Here is a 14,328-nt window from a genome sequence, read left to right as displayed (position 1 = left end):
TCCTGTGCGGGCCAGAAGGATGATCATGGCCGGACCTGCATGAACTGGCGTGTCCCGTTGACCCCGCCTCAGGCCGAAGGCCCGCCCGAGTTACTCGCTTCCGCTTGCCATGGCCAGCGCTGTCGCGGGGTCGTGGGCCGCCGGCCCCGCGGGGACCCAGTCGCCCCGCTCCTTCCGGTAAGGCCACCAGCGGCCGTCACGCCCGTGTCGCAGCTGTGTGTCCGTACCGACCACAGTCCAACGGTTGTGGGCAGCGTGCAGCCGAGGCCGCTCGTCCTCCTCCCAGGCGGTGTCCAGCGAGGCACGCGCGCGTGCCAGCTCCTCGTCCCGCGGCGTCCACCCCTCTTCGAGTATGTGGAGCGCGGCCCGGCCGCCGTACCTCCAGGCGCGCACGGCGAGTGCGAGGCCGTTCCGGCCACGGTCGGATGCCTCCGCGAGCCGCGCCTCGACCGCGGCGTTGGGCTGCGCGGTCGCCAGACGCACGGCATCCTCCGAACCGGTCAACTCGACCTCCAGGGGGCAGCGTTCGTGGCCGGGGGCGAGAGCGTCGGCCAGCAAGCGGTACGCCTCGGCGGCCGCCTGCGCGGCCAGGAACTCGACCGCCGACACGTCCAGGCCGGGCGGCGGCTCGGTCTCCGTGTCGAGCGTCGGCGGCACGCCCGGCTCTGCGGGCAGCGGAGGCAGGTCGGGCAGCGGCGGCAGGATGGCACCGTCCGCGTACGCCTCCGCGGCGTCCACACCCTCAGGGAGGGCATTGTGTTCACCCTCCTCGGGCTCCTGGACCTCGGCTCTCGCGACGCTGCGTACCTGAAGCTCGACGAGAAGCGTCCGCTCCCCGCGTCCTCGCATCAACAGCAGCACAAATGGGTCCTCGTCGAGCAGGCGCGCCATCTGATAGCAGAGTGCGGCCGTATGACCACAGTGGTCCCACGCGTCGCAGTCGCACTCCGGCTCCAGATCACCGATGCCCGGTAGAAGTTCGACACCCGCCGCCGCGGAATCCTCCACCAGGTGCGGCGGCATCTCGCGGTCCAGGAGCGCCGCGATGTGCCCGGCCCGTTCGATGGTCATCCCCAGGAAGCGGTCCCATGCCTCCGGACTCAGTTCCTGCAACAGGACATCGGAACGGTGCGGCGTACCGTCACGATCCTTGACCACCGCCGTGATCCGGCCGGGCCGCACGGAGACCGCGCCCACCGCACCCGCGCGAGCGAGCCTGCGCCCCGTCTTGAGCTGCTGGGAGTCGAGCGCCGTGTCCTCGAGTGCCTTCAGCCAGGCCTGGCCCCACCAGCTCTGCGCGAAACCTCGTCCGTGTGCGGGCGGCAGCGCGGCGAACGTGCGCTCGTCCGCCGGTGCGCCCGGGCGCGGATCGTCGTCCACGGCACCGTACGTCTCGTCATGGATGTCACTCATCGCGCGCCCCCTCGCAACTCCACCAGATCTGACAGTTCGGCGTCGGTCAGCTCTGTGAGAGCGGCCTCGCCCGACCCGAGTACGGCATCCGCCAACTCCCGCTTGCGCAGCAGCATGTCGGCGATGCGGTCCTCGATCGTCCCCTCCGCGATCAGCCGGTGCACCTGCACCGGCTGCGTCTGCCCGATGCGGTACGCACGGTCCGTGGCCTGCGCCTCGACTGCTGGGTTCCACCAGCGGTCGTAGTGCACGACGTGTTCGGCACGCGTCAGGTTCAGGCCGGTTCCCGCCGCCTTCAACGACAGCAGGAAGACTGGGACATCGCCCCTTTGGAAGCGTTCCACCATGGCCTCCCGTTCAGCGACGGGAGTGCCGCCGTACAGGAACTGCGAAGGGATTCCGCGGGCCGACAGGTGCTGCTCGATGAGCCGCGCCATCTGGACGTACTGCGTGAAGACGAGCACGCTCGCCTCCTCGGCGAGGATCGTGTCGAGCAACTCGTCCAGCAGCTCCAGCTTTCCGGAGCGGCCCGTGATCCGAGGCTTCTCCTCCTTGAGGTACTGCGCGGGATGGTTACAGATCTGCTTGAGCCCGGTGAGGAGCTTGACGACCAACCCTCTGCGTTCGATTCCGGCGGCTCCGGAGATCTCCGCGAGCGTCTCCCGCACCACCGCTTCGTAGAGGCCCGCTTGTTCCGCGCTGAGCGAGACGGCGCGGTCGGTCTCCGTCTTCGGCGGCAGCTCGGGCGCGATCCCGGGATCCGACTTGCGGCGGCGCAGCAGGAACGGGCGTACGAGCTGCCCGAGCCGCTCGGCGGCGCCGGGATCCGTGCCGCCCTCCACGGCCTGCGCGTACCGCGTACGGAAGGCTCCGAGCCCGCCGAGCAGGCCGGGAGTCGTCCAGTCGAGGATGGCCCACAGTTCGGAGAGGTTGTTCTCCACAGGCGTGCCGGTGAGCGCCACGCGCGCGCTTGCCCCGATGGTGCGGAGCTGCTTGGCCGTGGCCGAGTAGGGATTTTTGACATGCTGAGCTTCGTCGGCGACGACCATGCCCCAGGAGGTCTGCCCGAGCCGCTCGGTGTCGAGTCGCATCGTGCCGTATGTCGTGAGGACGAACTCGCCGTCCGCCAGATCCTCCAGGCTGCGCAGGGCGCCGTGGAAGCGGCGTACACGTGTACCGGGCGCGAACTTCTCGATCTCGCGCTGCCAGTTCCCCATCAGCGAGGTCGGACAGACCACCAGCGTGGGTCCTGCGGTCTCCTGCTGTGTCTGCCGGTGCAGATGCAACGAGATCAGCGTGATCGTCTTGCCGAGACCCATGTCGTCGGCGAGACAACCGCCGAGACCGAGCGAGGTCATCCGCGCCAGCCAGTTCAGCCCGCGCAGCTGGTAGTCGCGCAACTCGGCGGCAAGCGCCTCGGGCTGTCCGACAGGCTCCATGCCCTCCGGGTCCGCAAGCCGCTCGCGCAGGGTGGCGAGCCACCCCGTCGGCTCCACGTCGACACGCCGGCCCTCGACCTCGGCCGTTCCGGTCAGCGCGGCGCTGAGGGCATCGATCGGGGTGACCTTGCGATCCTGCTGATCGCGGGCACGGCGGGCCTCTTCGGGATCGACCAGCACCCATTGGTCGCGCAGGCGCACCACTGGGCGGTTTGCCTCGGCGAGGCGGTCCAGCTCTGCCCGGGTCAGCTGCTGGTCGCCCAGCGCGAAGCGCCAGTTGAAGGCGAGCAGCGCATCTGCGGAGAGGAAGGACGGCGTGTCCGAGGCGGGCTTGTGCGGCGCCTTCCGGTCGTCGTCCTGGTCGTCGTCCGAAGGGCCGATGACCGCGCGCGCGGTGAGGCTGCGCGCCAGTTCCTTGGGCCAGTGCACGTCGACGCCCGCGACGGCCAGCGCCCGGGTTCCCTCGCCCAGGAGGGCGGTGACGTCCTCGTCGGCCAGCTCGATCGCGTCGGGCACGGTGGCCGAGAGCAGCGGTGCGAGAGGCGGCCACGCGCGCGTGGCGCGACGTAGCGCGAGCAGGGCGTCCATGCGTGCTCTCGGCCCGAACGCCTGCCCCGAGGCCCCGGACCCGGCCCACACCTCGGCGGCATCTGCGACGAGCGAAGGGTCGCTGACACTGTGGAGCTGCAGCACGGCGCGGAACGGCAGCCGGGTGCCGTCCTCGGCCACCGAGGCGAGGCCGGGAATCTCCACGCGCAGCGAGATCCGTACACCGGCGTCGTGTCCGGCCGCGACGTCCAGGGCCCAGGCGCGCTGCTCGGGTACGCGTTGGGGCTCCGGTGCGGCGAAGACGGCTCCGCCCGCGGCCAGGGGCGCGGCGGGGGAGCGCGGCAGCGTGTCGGCCACAGCGTCGAGGAACTGACGCAGCAGGTGCTCAGGTTCGGGGAGTCGCAGCGGCAGGCTGTCGTCCAACGGCAACGCGTGAGCGGCGGGCGGCATCGCCGCGGACAGCTCGCGCAGACGCTCCAGGTCTTCGGTGCTCAGTGGGCCGGTACGCCACGCATCGTGATCAGTGGCGGTCAATCCCGGCAACAGCAGGCCGCGAGCTGCCAGTTGCAGGGCCATCACCCCTGCCGTCCCCCAGAAGGCAGCCGTCGGGTGCGACTCCGCCGCGGCCCGCGCGCGCGTGAGGACAGGCAGCGCGGACCGTACGGGAACCAACACCGCGGGCACCGCAGCAAGCTCGACCCCGTCGTCCCCCGGTACGACAAGTGACAGCTCTTCGTGGGCACCCGCGCTTGTGTCGGGAGGTTCGGTGCCATCGGCACGCCAGAAGGCGACGTGGCTGTCGCGCGGCGGATCGGCAGGCACGAAAACGACGGAACAGCGCGACAGTTCGGCGATCTCGGAGGGGGACACGACAGGGAGCCTGTGCACAGCGATAGCGCATTCCTCAAATTTGACTACTGAGCCGGAGCGGCCGAGAGTACAGCAAGTCGGAGACTCTACGGGAGCGATTCCGGAGTGACGCCGGTCACTGTGCGGTGCAGGGGTGTAGCCAGCCCCCCTGTCGACCGGGGCTGGCCCCCAGTGGAACACGGGTGGTGCCGTCATGGTTTCCCGAGGTCACTGCGCCGTACGTTCTATGGGTCAGCCCTTCACCGTCAGACCGGAGACCCACCATGCCCCAGGCAGCCGCCGTCGCGGAACGCTCCCCAGCCGACACCGGCAGGCAGCCTGCAGGCAGTGACTTCGCGCCTCTCCTGCGCACGATCAAGGAGCAAGGGCTCCTGGAGCGCCGCATAGGTTGGTACACGCGAACCATCGCGATCAACACCCTCGCGCTGGCGGCCGTCGGGGTGGGCATGTTCCTGCTCGGCACCTCCTGGTGGGTGTTGCTCCTCGCTCCGGTGCTCTCCGTGCTGTGTGCGCGGACAGCCTTCATCGGCCACGACGCAGGCCATTCACAGATAACCGGAAACCGGTCCGTCAGCCGGGCCATAGGTCTCGTGCACGGCAACCTCCTGCTCGGGATGAGCTCGGCCTGGTGGAACGACAAGCACAACAGGCACCACGCCAACCCCAACCACGTCGAAAAGGACCCCGACGTCGCCGCGAACGTCCTCGTGTGGACCAGCAGGCAGGCCAAGGTCCGAGTCGGCTTCAGGCGCTGGCTCACCCGCAACCAGGCCTGGCTCTTCTTCCCGCTGACGCTCCTCCAGGGAGTCGCCATGAAGATCTACGGCTTCCAGGACCTGCGGCGGCAGGATTCGCGCGAGCGTGTGGTCGAAGGTCTCCTGCTCGTCGCCCACCTCATCGGCTACGTGTCGCTGCTGCTCGCCGCCATGCCTCTCGGCCACGCGGTCGCCTTCGCCGCGATCCATCAGGCACTGTTCGGCCTGCATCTCGGCCTGGCCTTCGCACCCAACCACAAGGGCATGGAGATGCCCGACCCGGACGGCGAGCGGCGGGGCCATCTGCAGCGGCAGGTGCTCACTTCGCGCAACGTTCGCGGCGGCCTGGCGACGGACTGGTTCCTCGGTGGACTCAACTACCAGATCGAGCACCACCTGTTCCCGAGCATGCCGCGTCCTCACCTGCGGCTTGCCCAACCTCTCGTACGTGCTCACTGCGACGCGCTGGGGATGTCCTACGCAGAGGCCGGTTTCGTCGACTCCTACTGTCAGGTGCTGCGCCACATGTATGAGGTCGGTGAGCCGCTCCGGGTCGAGTAGAGGGAAGCAAGTCGGGACCAGTAAGGGTCATACCTCAGGGGTCTCTCAGGGTTGCGACCTGGAACCGTGGGAGAGCCGTTCCCGTTTCCCAAGACAGAGAGCGGCACAAGCCGCGAAGGAGGCGACGCACATGTCGAAGAAGGCGAAGATCGCCGCAGGGGGTGTGGCGGCCGGAATCATCCTGCTGATCTGGCTGCCGTGGTGGGCTGTGCTCCTGATCGTGCTCGGAGTTCCCGCAGCCGCCTATCTGACGCTCGACTCCGGCCAGCGGCACAGGCTGCGCCGCGTCACACGCAAGGAGATAGGGCACTGAAATCCTGGGCGGCATGTCGATGAGCTCTGCCGCTCATGGCTGCACCTCAGGAAGGGCGGACCGCCATCTTGTCGAGGGCCTCCAGCAGCGCCGGCAGCTCGGGCCCACGGCCCACCGGCAGCACTTCCCCCGGCTCCTCGTCCAACAGTACGAAGGCGATGTCGTCGGTTCTGGCGACCATGGACCAGCCAGGGCCGTCGGCCCGCAAGGTGCGTGCGTCCCCCGAGGCGAAGGACGACCGCACTCGCCCAAGGGGCGGGGGAGTGTCCACGTACGAACGTGCTTCCGCCAAGACGCGTCGGACGCTGGTCAGGGGCGACTCGGGGTCCGCCGAAGGTTCCGCCACGGGCCCGTCCGTCACGAACTCGCTGTCGTCGACCTGTGCCCGCCAGTCCGCCCATTGCAGCGCTATCTCGTCAGCGCCCAGCCGTCGCTGCGCCGGGCCCCAGGTGTCGGACTCGGGTGGCGCGAGCGGTGGGCGGCCGGCGCTGTCGGTATCGGGTTCCGGGTCGTGCGGAGCAGGTACGCCGGGAGCCGCCACGGCGACCGCGAGAGGCCACCCGGGCAGCGCGGTGACCACCGCGCGTTCGTCGGGGGAGAGGTCGTACTCCATGCCGCAGTCCCAGGACGCGATCGCCACGGCCACGAGCGACACGTCGTCGACGACGACCGTCCAGCGAGCCCCTTCGCCGTCCTGGCCGAGCACCAGCCCGTACCCGGCGCCGAGCGGCGCGAGACCGAGCGCCGCGCACGCCTCCGGATAGTCGTCTCCCAGCACGCTGGGGAACTTCGCCGGCGTCAGGAGCACCGCCGTGAGTACGTACAGCGCGTCGTCTTCGGCGTCGACGGAATCGTCCGTCCCGGCCATGCCAGCCTCCCCGATCGCTTCATCCGTCGGCGCACCCTAACCACTCGCCCCAGAGATCGTCGAGGGGTCGATGACCAGGAAAATCGCCGGAGGGCCGTCTCGTGTGAGGGTCTCGGCGCGATCGTGGCTCAGGCGGCGGGCAGCCCCAGGAGGGTTCGGGCGACGTCCTGTGGCGATTCGTCGCGTTCGCGCGCGAGGGCGATGACAGCGCGGCACGCGAGCTCGTTGACGCCGAAGGACAGTGCCTCCGGAGAGACCCATCCGGTGGCTCTGTCCATCTCGGCCTGATCGTCCTCGGCGCACGCCGCCACGTAGACGGCGGCTGCTTCAAAGAGGTTGTGTGCGCGCTTGTGCCCGCTCGGATCGCCTCCGGGCCCGCTCTCGTCACGCGCGGGCTTGTCGGCGCGCCAGAACTTGCGGAGTCCGTCAAACATGTGGTCCACCTTCCCCCGGGGTGCGGCTACCGCCATTGATCCCTCATCTACTTTTGCCCAACGTAGAGTTGACACTCCGGAGTCAGAAGGGGGACAACATGGCGAAGCGTTTCGAGCGGCTCGAGCAGATCAGGGGTCTCGACCCGGAGCGGGACTTCCTCGAGATCTACCGGCTCACCACGACATTCGAATTCCCGTGGGACTATACGCGCGCACTCGAACTCGCGCTCTATCGCACCTACGCAGTCCCCAGTATCGGCCGACTGCTCGCGCAGACAGCGGAACTGACGGAGCGTACGCAGAAGAGGTACGACGACACGGCTCTCCTCCTCGACACCGTCGTGGAGCACGGTTTCTCCAGCGCTGAGGGTCGCACCGCCATCCGCCGCATCAACCAGATGCACCGCAGCTACGACATCAGCAACGATGACATGCGCTACGTGCTGTGCACATTCGTGGTGGTGCCGAAGCGATGGATCGAGGCGTACGGCTGGCGCAGGCTCTCGCAGCACGAGATGGCCGCCGCTGCCGTGTATTACCGCACCCTCGGACAGCACATGGGTATCAAAGGGATCCCGGATTCCTACGAAGAGTTCGAGAGCTGCCTCGATGACTATGAAGAGGCGCACTTCGGCTGGGATCGAGGGGCTCGTGGGGTGTCCGACGCGACCTTGGACCTGATGGCCTCGTGGTATCCCCGCCCCATGGCTCCGCTGTTGCGCAACGCGACCCTCGCGCTGCTCGACGAGCCGCTGCTGCGGGCGTTCCGGTACGAGGAGCCGGGCACGGTCACACGCTCGCTGGTCCGGGGAGCGGTACGGCTGCGAGGGCGCGCAGTACGTCTCATGCCGCCGCGCCGGACGCCGCATTACGCACGGCAGAACCGGGAGATCAAGGGGTACCCCGACGGCTACGAGGTTGCCGAGCTCGGGTCGTTCCCCGTGCCGGGCCTCCGTGGCTGTCCGGTGCCGCACAAGAACAACTCAGCGTCCGCTCCCGTCGAGTGAGGTCAAGGTTTCCCGCAGCCAGGCGAGTTCGGCCTGGCTGGTGGCGCGGGCGATCGTGAGGATGCCGCGCCGGAAGGGGTCGTCGAGCTCCTCCGCGCGCATGGGGCGCTCGCCGTCGTAGAAGAAACTGGCGGGTTCCTCGAGAAACGCCAGCCGTCGTCGGAGAACCGCTGCTTGTGCCGTCCCGTCGTCCAAGTGGCGAAGGAAGGCCAGGAGCGTGAACCAGCGGTTCTCGTCGGTGATGTCCCCCCGGGCCGGCTCCGCGAGCCGCTTGCGCAACTCCCGCCTGCCGGCGGGCGTGAGGCTCAGGACATGCCGTGGCGCCGCCACTGCGCCGGGCTGAGTCTCCCGGGCGATCAGTCCCGCCTTCTCCAGCCTTTTGATGGCCGGGTACAGGGTGCTCTCCGCGACGGGGCGCACGTGCCCGGTCAGCGCGGTGATGCGCTTGCGCAGCTCGTAGCCGTGCAGGGCGGCGTCATGGAGGAATCCGAGGATGGCCAGTTCGAGCATGCTCGCATTCTGCCGCATCCATTTGAGTCCGGTGGTACATCTGATGCGCTATACCTCGTGACCGATGTATTGTCTCCGGAGTCCGCTGGCGACGAGTGGGCGGGCGACATGGTGAGCGAGTCAGATGGGGTGTGGCGATGAGGGAAGCGCGGTTCGATGCTCGGGGCAGCCGCGTGCGGTGGACCGAGACCGAAGGGGCCGAGCCGGCACGGGTGTACGTTCACGGCCTCGGCGCGGCCTCCACGGTCTACCACGCACACATCGCCGCCAGGCCTGAACTGGCCGGTCGGCGCTCGCTGTTCGTGGACCTTCCCGGGCACGGACTCAGTGACCGTCCAACCGACTTCGGCTACACCCTTGAGGACCATGCCGACGCGCTGGCCGCGGCCCTGGACGGAGCCCGGATCACCGGCGCGGAGATCATCGCGCACAGCATGGGCGGATCCGTTGCCATCGTGCTCGCACGCCGACGTCCGGACCTGGTGACGAAGCTGGTCCTCACGGAAGCCAACCTCGATCCGCGCCCTCCTGTCACTGCGGCAAGCAGCGGCATCGCCGCATACTCGGAACAGGACTTCGTCAGTGGCGGCGGCTACGCGCGCGTGCTCGGACAGATCAGCGCCACATGGGCGGCCACGATGCGTCTCGCGGATCCTCTGGCACTCCACCGGAGCGCTGTCGGGCTGGTCGCGGGCACCCGCCCCACGATGCGCCACATACTCATGGAACTTCCCGTGAACCGTGTCTACTTGCAGGGTGCCGCGAGCGGAGAACTCGCCGGGAGCGAGGAGCTGACGGCTTCCGGAGTGCGGGTGGTGACCGTGCCGGAAGCGGGCCACAACGTCATGTTCGACAACGCGGACGCCTTCGTGGCCGTACTCGCCGACCGCCTCTGACCGGCTCTCCGAGGCCGGGCGGCCCTGCGCTCAGTCCCGGCGTACCGCCAGAGCGAGGAAGCGGGCGTCCTCGTCGACGTACGACGTCATGCGCCACCCGGAACCGGCAAGCAGCGAGCGCAGGTTGCCCTCCGCCCGCAGATCGTCCGGAGTGATCTGCCGCCCCTGCCTCGCCGCGAGAGCCGCCCTGCCAATGGGGTGGAACAGCGCAAGCAGCCCTCCCGGGCGCACCACCCGCCTCAATTCCGCGAGGTTCTCCGCCGGCGCGGGCAGATGCGCGATCAGCCCGGCACCGAACACGGCATCGAGCGATCCGGTGCGTAGCGGCAGGCGCGCCACATCGGCGAGCAGAAGTTGCCCGTCGTGACCCCTGCCCGCTCGTGTCGCGGCCTCCAGCATGGCCGGCGTCAGATCGGCGCCGAGTACCACGCCCGAGGGGCCCACGGCGTCTCTGAGGGCGGGCAGCGCCCGGCCCGTCCCGCACCCGGCGTCGAGCACGGAGGAGCCCGGGGCGAGCGAGAGCTCGGCGACGGCGGCCCGATAGGCGGGTCCGTCATCGGGGAAGCGGGAGTCCCAGTCGGCAGCACGGCCGGTGAAAAATTCCTGGACCTGCGTATGGTCGTCGCTCATACGACCCATGATCCCGCAAAGGGCCGCACGCGTGTCGAGCGCGCGAAGCCGCACGCGTGTTGGGCGCACTCGTTCGAGCGTGACGCGATCGTTCAGGATCGTCTCTCTGCCAGATTGTGCCGGCTTTCGAACTGCGCCCCCGTTGCGCGCCCCTTGTCGGACTAGCGTCCCGGGGCCATGGGACACCTGGACCACGCCAGCTTCGGCTGGCTGACCCCCGTGCTGTCGTACGCGATGGCCTGCATCGGCGCCGCCCTCGGGCTGCGCTGCACCGTCCGCGCCCTGGGCGCCTCGGGTCGCTCACGCCGGAACTGGCTGATCACCGCGGCCTCCGCCCTCGGCACCGGCATCTGGACGATGCATTTCGTCGCCATGCTCGGGTTCGGAGTCACAGGCACCGAAATCCACTACAACGTGCCGTTGACGTTGCTGAGCCTCCTGGTGGCGATGGCCGTCGTAGGGGCCGGCGTCTTCGCCGTGGGATACGGCCGTGATCGAGGGCGCGCACTGGCACTGGGCGGACTCACCACAGGGCTCGGCGTCGCGAGCATGCACTACCTGGGTATGGCGGCGCTGCGCCTGCACGGAGACGTGCGATACGACCTCGTGCTGGTGGGCCTCTCCGTAGTCATCGCAGTTGTCGCGGCGACCGCGGCCCTGTGGGCCGGCCTCAACATCAAGTCCCCGCTCGCCGTCGCTGTGGCGTCACTGGTCATGGGCGGGGCGGTGACCAGCATGCATTACACCGGAATGCTCGCGGTCAGCGTCCGGGTGGCTCCGTCCGAAGCCGCCCTGTCCGGGGCCACGACGATGCAATTCATCTTCCCCCTTGCCGTCGGTCTCGGGTCCTACCTCTTCCTGACCTCAGCATTCGTCGCGCTCTCCCCGACCACCGGCGAGCGTGAGGCCTCCGTATCGGCGCAGCGGCCGGTGGACGGTGTCACCCCCTAGAGACGCCTTTCGCGCCGGAAGGACGACGCGCACCCAACCCATCCGAGCGAGGAGGCCATGGACAGCCCCGGAAGCACGCCCAGCTCCGCCACAGGCACGACACCCCCGTCTCCGGAGCACCCGGCACGCGGACGTCGCGCACACGCGGGTCCGCCCGCCGACGAACGCCCGGACGGAGAGGACGAGTTCGTCGATCCGTCGACTTGCAGGTCGCCCACGCGTGCGGCATGGTGGCGGATGCGGCCGCGCGCGGTGCGAGCCAAGATCGTGTGCCTCCTGATGGTGCCTGTCGTCTCGCTGCTCGCCCTGTGGGGGTACGCGACCGTCAGCACCGCGCAGGACGTGGCGCACCTGCGACGGGTGCAGCGTGCCGACGCCGACGTACGGGCCCCGGTCGAGGCGGCCGTCGCCGCGCTCCAGGCCGAACGCGTTGCGGCTGTTCGCCACGCGGTCGAGCCCAGTGCCGACCGGGAGGGTGCACTCGAAAGGCAGGCGAAACGCACCGACAGCGCCGTGGCCGAACTGCGCCTGGGCGACCGCCGGACCGTCGCCGACGGAGCTGGACTTCCCCACGGCGTGGCCGACAGGCTCCAAGCGTTCGTGACTGGAGCTGAAGGCCTGCGTTCCCTGCGCACCGAGATACTGGACCGACGCGTGGGTTGGGACGCGACGTACGGCCGGTACACGAAGACGATCTCCCAGGCGTTCGCCGTGAGAGGTGCCCTCACCGGCATGCAGGACACCGAACGGGGTGCCCACGCGCGCGTGCTGCTCGAGTTCTCCAGGTCCGGCGAGATGCTGGCCCGCGAGGACGCCGTCCTCGCCGCGGCCCGGCTGGACGGCGCCTTGGGCGGCGAACGGCTGCGGCTGTTCACCGGTGCCGTCGAGACCCGCCGCATCCTGACCGAAACGGCGGTCGCGGACCTGCGCGGTCCCGAGCGGGCCGCTTGGCGCGGGCTCGAGGACGGAAAGGCGTACGAAGAGGTACGCGCCGCCGAGGACAAGGCCCTCGTGGCCGAACCGGGCCGCAAGGCGCTCGCCGCGGTACCGGCGCAGCTCTGGGACAACGCCTATGCGGTGGTGAGGGACGAACTCCACGAGATCAAGGAAGGAGCGGACCGCGGGGCCGCGGACCGCGCCGACCCGCTCGCGAACGGTGTGCTCACACCGGCGGGCGCCGCCGTCCTCCTCGGGCTGGTCGCCGTCTCCGCCTCACTGGTCATCTCCGTACGCATCGGTCGAGGCCTCGTCGTCGAGCTGGTGAGCCTGCGCAACGGAGCCCTGGAGATCGCGCGCCGCAAACTACCGCATGCCATGCGACGGCTGCGTGCCGGTGAGGACATCGACATCCGTGCCGAGGTACCTCCGGGCCCACTCGCGGAGGATGAGACCGGTCAGGTCTCCCAAGCGCTCGCCACTGTCCACCGGGCGGCCCTGCGCGCGGCGATCGAGCGTGCGGAGCTCGCCAGCGGCATCTCCGGAGTGTTCGTCAACCTGGCCCGCAGAACGCAGGTCCTCGTCCACCGACAGCTCAGCCTCCTCGACAGCATGGAGCGAAGGTCCGACGACCCCAACGAGCTGAGTGACCTCTTCCGGCTCGACCACCTGACGACCAGGATGAGGCGCCACGCGGAGAGCCTGATCATCCTCTCCGGGGCCGCACCCGGCCGGGCCTGGCGCATGCCTGTCTCCCTGACCAACGTGGTGCGCGCCGCAGTCTCCGAAGTCGAGGACTACGCGCGCGTGGAGGTCCGCCAACTTCCCGCGGCATCGGTTCTTGGGACGGCGGTGGCCGACCTCACCCACCTCCTTGCCGAACTCGTCGAGAACGCCACCCAGTTCTCACCACCCCACACCAAAGTGCGGGTCAGCGGTGAGCCGGTGGGCAACGGCTATGCCCTGGAGATCGAGGACAGGGGACTCGGCATGGGCAAGGAGACACTCGCGGAGGCCAACCGCCGTATCGAGCAGTCCGAGGCAGTCGATCTGTTCGACAGCGACCAACTCGGCCTCTTCGTAGTGAGCAGGCTCGCGGCCCACCACGCCATCAAAGTGCACCTGCGTACGTCCCCCTATGGAGGGACCACCGCCGTCGTACTGCTGCCCACCGCACTTCTGCACAACGGCACGGTGGAAAGAGGCACGGAGGCCCACACCGCGGACGCTCACCCGATGGCGCGCAGAGCCGCTCTGGACAAGGAGCACGCGCGCGTGCAGGGAACACCGCGGCACCAACTGAACAACAGCTCCGTGCCGGCCTCGGGGCCCCGTCCCGCTCTGGCCGCAGCGGCCGAGGCGTCGTCCCCGCCGGGCGTCACCACGCTCCGGCTGCACCAGGGCCGGGACGCCCGCGACACCCCGGACACGCCACTCAACGGCACCCACGCACTTGATGCCGCCGACGCAGACTCTGCCGATTCGACCGGCGTACAGGACACCTCGGGTGAACTGCCGCGCCGCGTGCGCCAGGCGAGCCTGGCCCCGCAATTGCGTGACCACCCTATGGACGGTGGCGGCGCCCCGGCAGCGGACGCCAGGGGTGAGGACGAACGCAGCCCTGAGCAGGTACGCGACCGCATGGCCGCCTACCGCGACGGCTGGGCACGCGGGGGCGGCCGGCTCCCGGGCACCGGCGGCTCGGACCCCGCGATGCCGGGGCCCGTACCGGGCAGTGACAGCAGCGAAGGAGACCGCGCATGATCCAGGACCAGAGCATCCCCACCGGGCGGGCCGGTGACCTCGACTGGCTGCTGGACGACTTGGTGCTGCGCGTCGGGGAGGTGCGGCACGCGGTGGTGCTGTCCACCGACGGACTTCCGGTCGGTGCGTCGACCGCCCTCACCCGCGAGGACGCCGAACACCTCGCTGCCGTCGCCTCGGGGTTTCACAGCCTCGCCAAAGGAGCCGGTCGGCACTTCGGGGCCGGTGGCGTGCGCCAGACGATGGTGGAGATGGACGACGCCTTCCTGTTCGTGGCCGCTGCGGGCGACGGGTCCTGCCTGGCCGTTCTCACCTCGGTGACGGCCGACATCGGACTTGTCGCGTACGAGATGGCACGCATGGTCAAACGGGTGGGCGAGCACCTCTACACCCCGGCGCGCTTCGCTGAACAACCACCGACCGCCGGATGAC

The 14,328-nt window shown here is 69.5% G+C and carries 13 protein-coding genes; 7 read left to right on the top strand and 6 right to left on the bottom strand.

Annotated features, from left to right (window positions below; genetic code table 11):
* Nucleotides 1-90: 90 nt before the first annotated feature.
* Nucleotides 91-1,413 carry an SWF or SNF family helicase gene (locus tag AB0N81_RS32720; RefSeq protein ID WP_365364767.1) on the bottom strand — a complete coding sequence of 441 codons (1,323 nt, stop codon included), beginning with the start codon at nt 1,411-1,413 and terminating at the stop codon, nt 91-93.
* A complete protein-coding gene (locus AB0N81_RS32715; RefSeq protein WP_365364765.1) occupies nt 1,410-4,289 on the bottom strand; it encodes a DEAD/DEAH box helicase in 2,880 nt (959 codons plus the stop codon). Before AB0N81_RS32715 ends, AB0N81_RS32720 begins: the two co-directional genes overlap by 4 nt.
* Nucleotides 4,290-4,534: 245 nt before the next feature.
* On the opposite strand from AB0N81_RS32715, the gene AB0N81_RS32710 reads away from it, so the two are divergent.
* Together AB0N81_RS32710 and AB0N81_RS32705 are read left to right on the top strand one after the other, a co-directional pair.
* On the top strand, nt 4,535-5,587 hold the full coding sequence (locus AB0N81_RS32710; RefSeq protein WP_365364763.1) for an acyl-CoA desaturase: 1,053 nt from the start codon (nt 4,535-4,537) through the stop codon (nt 5,585-5,587).
* 130 nt (nt 5,588-5,717) lie between these two features.
* Entirely contained in the window at nt 5,718-5,900 is a 183-nt protein-coding gene (locus AB0N81_RS32705) for a hypothetical protein (RefSeq protein ID WP_365364761.1), read from the top strand.
* A 46-nt stretch (nt 5,901-5,946) separates the two neighbouring features.
* On the opposite strand, the gene AB0N81_RS32700 is transcribed toward AB0N81_RS32705, so the two are convergent.
* Nucleotides 5,947-6,768: a hypothetical protein gene (locus AB0N81_RS32700; protein ID WP_365364759.1), complete on the bottom strand. Its 822-nt coding sequence runs from the start codon at nt 6,766-6,768 to the stop codon at nt 5,947-5,949.
* Between the two features lie 128 nt (nt 6,769-6,896).
* On the bottom strand, nt 6,897-7,202 hold the full coding sequence (locus AB0N81_RS32695; protein ID WP_365364757.1) for a hypothetical protein: 306 nt from the start codon (nt 7,200-7,202) through the stop codon (nt 6,897-6,899).
* 98 nt (nt 7,203-7,300) lie between these two features.
* On the opposite strand from AB0N81_RS32695, the gene AB0N81_RS32690 reads away from it, so the two are divergent.
* Nucleotides 7,301-8,209, top strand: a complete 909-nt coding sequence (locus AB0N81_RS32690) for an oxygenase MpaB family protein (protein ID WP_365364755.1) — start codon at nt 7,301-7,303, stop codon at nt 8,207-8,209.
* Here AB0N81_RS32690 and AB0N81_RS32685 read toward each other — a convergent pair.
* Nucleotides 8,186-8,719 carry a PadR family transcriptional regulator gene (locus tag AB0N81_RS32685; protein WP_365364753.1) on the bottom strand — a complete coding sequence of 178 codons (534 nt, stop codon included), beginning with the start codon at nt 8,717-8,719 and terminating at the stop codon, nt 8,186-8,188. The two genes, AB0N81_RS32690 and AB0N81_RS32685, sit on opposite strands and share 24 nt — an antisense overlap.
* Before the next feature lie 137 nt (nt 8,720-8,856).
* Between AB0N81_RS32685 and AB0N81_RS32680 the strand changes: the two genes are divergently transcribed.
* A complete protein-coding gene (locus tag AB0N81_RS32680) occupies nt 8,857-9,615 on the top strand; it encodes an alpha/beta hydrolase (protein ID WP_365364751.1) in 759 nt (252 codons plus the stop codon).
* A 30-nt stretch (nt 9,616-9,645) separates the two neighbouring features.
* Here the strand turns inward: AB0N81_RS32680 and AB0N81_RS32675 are convergent, their stop codons facing one another.
* Complete coding sequence (locus tag AB0N81_RS32675; RefSeq protein WP_365364749.1) at nt 9,646-10,245, bottom strand: methyltransferase domain-containing protein; 600 nt, start codon at nt 10,243-10,245, stop codon at nt 9,646-9,648.
* A 177-nt stretch (nt 10,246-10,422) separates the two neighbouring features.
* Between AB0N81_RS32675 and AB0N81_RS32670 the strand changes: the two genes are divergently transcribed.
* From AB0N81_RS32670 to AB0N81_RS32660, 3 genes are read left to right on the top strand one after another with little or no spacing between them, the layout of a single operon-like run.
* The gene (locus AB0N81_RS32670; RefSeq protein ID WP_365364747.1) at nt 10,423-11,196 is read left to right on the top strand and encodes an MHYT domain-containing protein; all 774 of its coding nucleotides are present in this window, start codon (nt 10,423-10,425) and stop codon (nt 11,194-11,196) included.
* Between the two features lie 57 nt (nt 11,197-11,253).
* On the top strand, nt 11,254-13,896 hold the full coding sequence (locus AB0N81_RS32665; RefSeq protein ID WP_365364745.1) for a nitrate- and nitrite sensing domain-containing protein: 2,643 nt from the start codon (nt 11,254-11,256) through the stop codon (nt 13,894-13,896).
* On the top strand, nt 13,893-14,327 hold the full coding sequence (locus AB0N81_RS32660) for a roadblock/LC7 domain-containing protein (RefSeq protein WP_365364743.1): 435 nt from the start codon (nt 13,893-13,895) through the stop codon (nt 14,325-14,327). Before AB0N81_RS32665 ends, AB0N81_RS32660 begins: the two co-directional genes overlap by 4 nt.
* Nucleotide 14,328: the final 1 nt, after the last annotated feature.

The organism is Streptomyces sp. NPDC093510, from assembly GCF_040683555.1.
GTDB lineage: Bacteria > Actinomycetota > Actinomycetes > Streptomycetales > Streptomycetaceae > Streptomyces.
This window is presented reverse-complemented; position numbering and strand designations above follow the sequence as displayed.

Bases quoted from the DNA above. Each gene is read 5' to 3' on its own strand.
- AB0N81_RS32705 (WP_365364761.1), top strand. From the start codon at position 5,718: ATGTCGAAGAAGGCGAAGATCGCCGCAGGGGGTGTGGCGGCCGGAATC.
- AB0N81_RS32665 (WP_365364745.1), top strand. From the start codon at position 11,254: ATGGACAGCCCCGGAAGCACGCCCAGCTCCGCCACAGGCACGACACCC.
- AB0N81_RS32695 (WP_365364757.1), bottom strand. From the start codon at position 7,202: ATGTTTGACGGACTCCGCAAGTTCTGGCGCGCCGACAAGCCCGCGCGT.
- AB0N81_RS32690 (WP_365364755.1), top strand. From the start codon at position 7,301: ATGGCGAAGCGTTTCGAGCGGCTCGAGCAGATCAGGGGTCTCGACCCG.
- AB0N81_RS32680 (WP_365364751.1), top strand. From the start codon at position 8,857: ATGAGGGAAGCGCGGTTCGATGCTCGGGGCAGCCGCGTGCGGTGGACC.
- AB0N81_RS32660 (WP_365364743.1), top strand. From the start codon at position 13,893: ATGATCCAGGACCAGAGCATCCCCACCGGGCGGGCCGGTGACCTCGAC.
- AB0N81_RS32675 (WP_365364749.1), bottom strand. From the start codon at position 10,245: ATGAGCGACGACCATACGCAGGTCCAGGAATTTTTCACCGGCCGTGCT.
- AB0N81_RS32670 (WP_365364747.1), top strand. From the start codon at position 10,423: ATGGGACACCTGGACCACGCCAGCTTCGGCTGGCTGACCCCCGTGCTG.
- AB0N81_RS32720 (WP_365364767.1), bottom strand. From the start codon at position 1,413: ATGAGTGACATCCATGACGAGACGTACGGTGCCGTGGACGACGATCCG.
- AB0N81_RS32700 (WP_365364759.1), bottom strand. From the start codon at position 6,768: ATGGCCGGGACGGACGATTCCGTCGACGCCGAAGACGACGCGCTGTAC.
- AB0N81_RS32710 (WP_365364763.1), top strand. From the start codon at position 4,535: ATGCCCCAGGCAGCCGCCGTCGCGGAACGCTCCCCAGCCGACACCGGC.
- AB0N81_RS32685 (WP_365364753.1), bottom strand. From the start codon at position 8,719: ATGCTCGAACTGGCCATCCTCGGATTCCTCCATGACGCCGCCCTGCAC.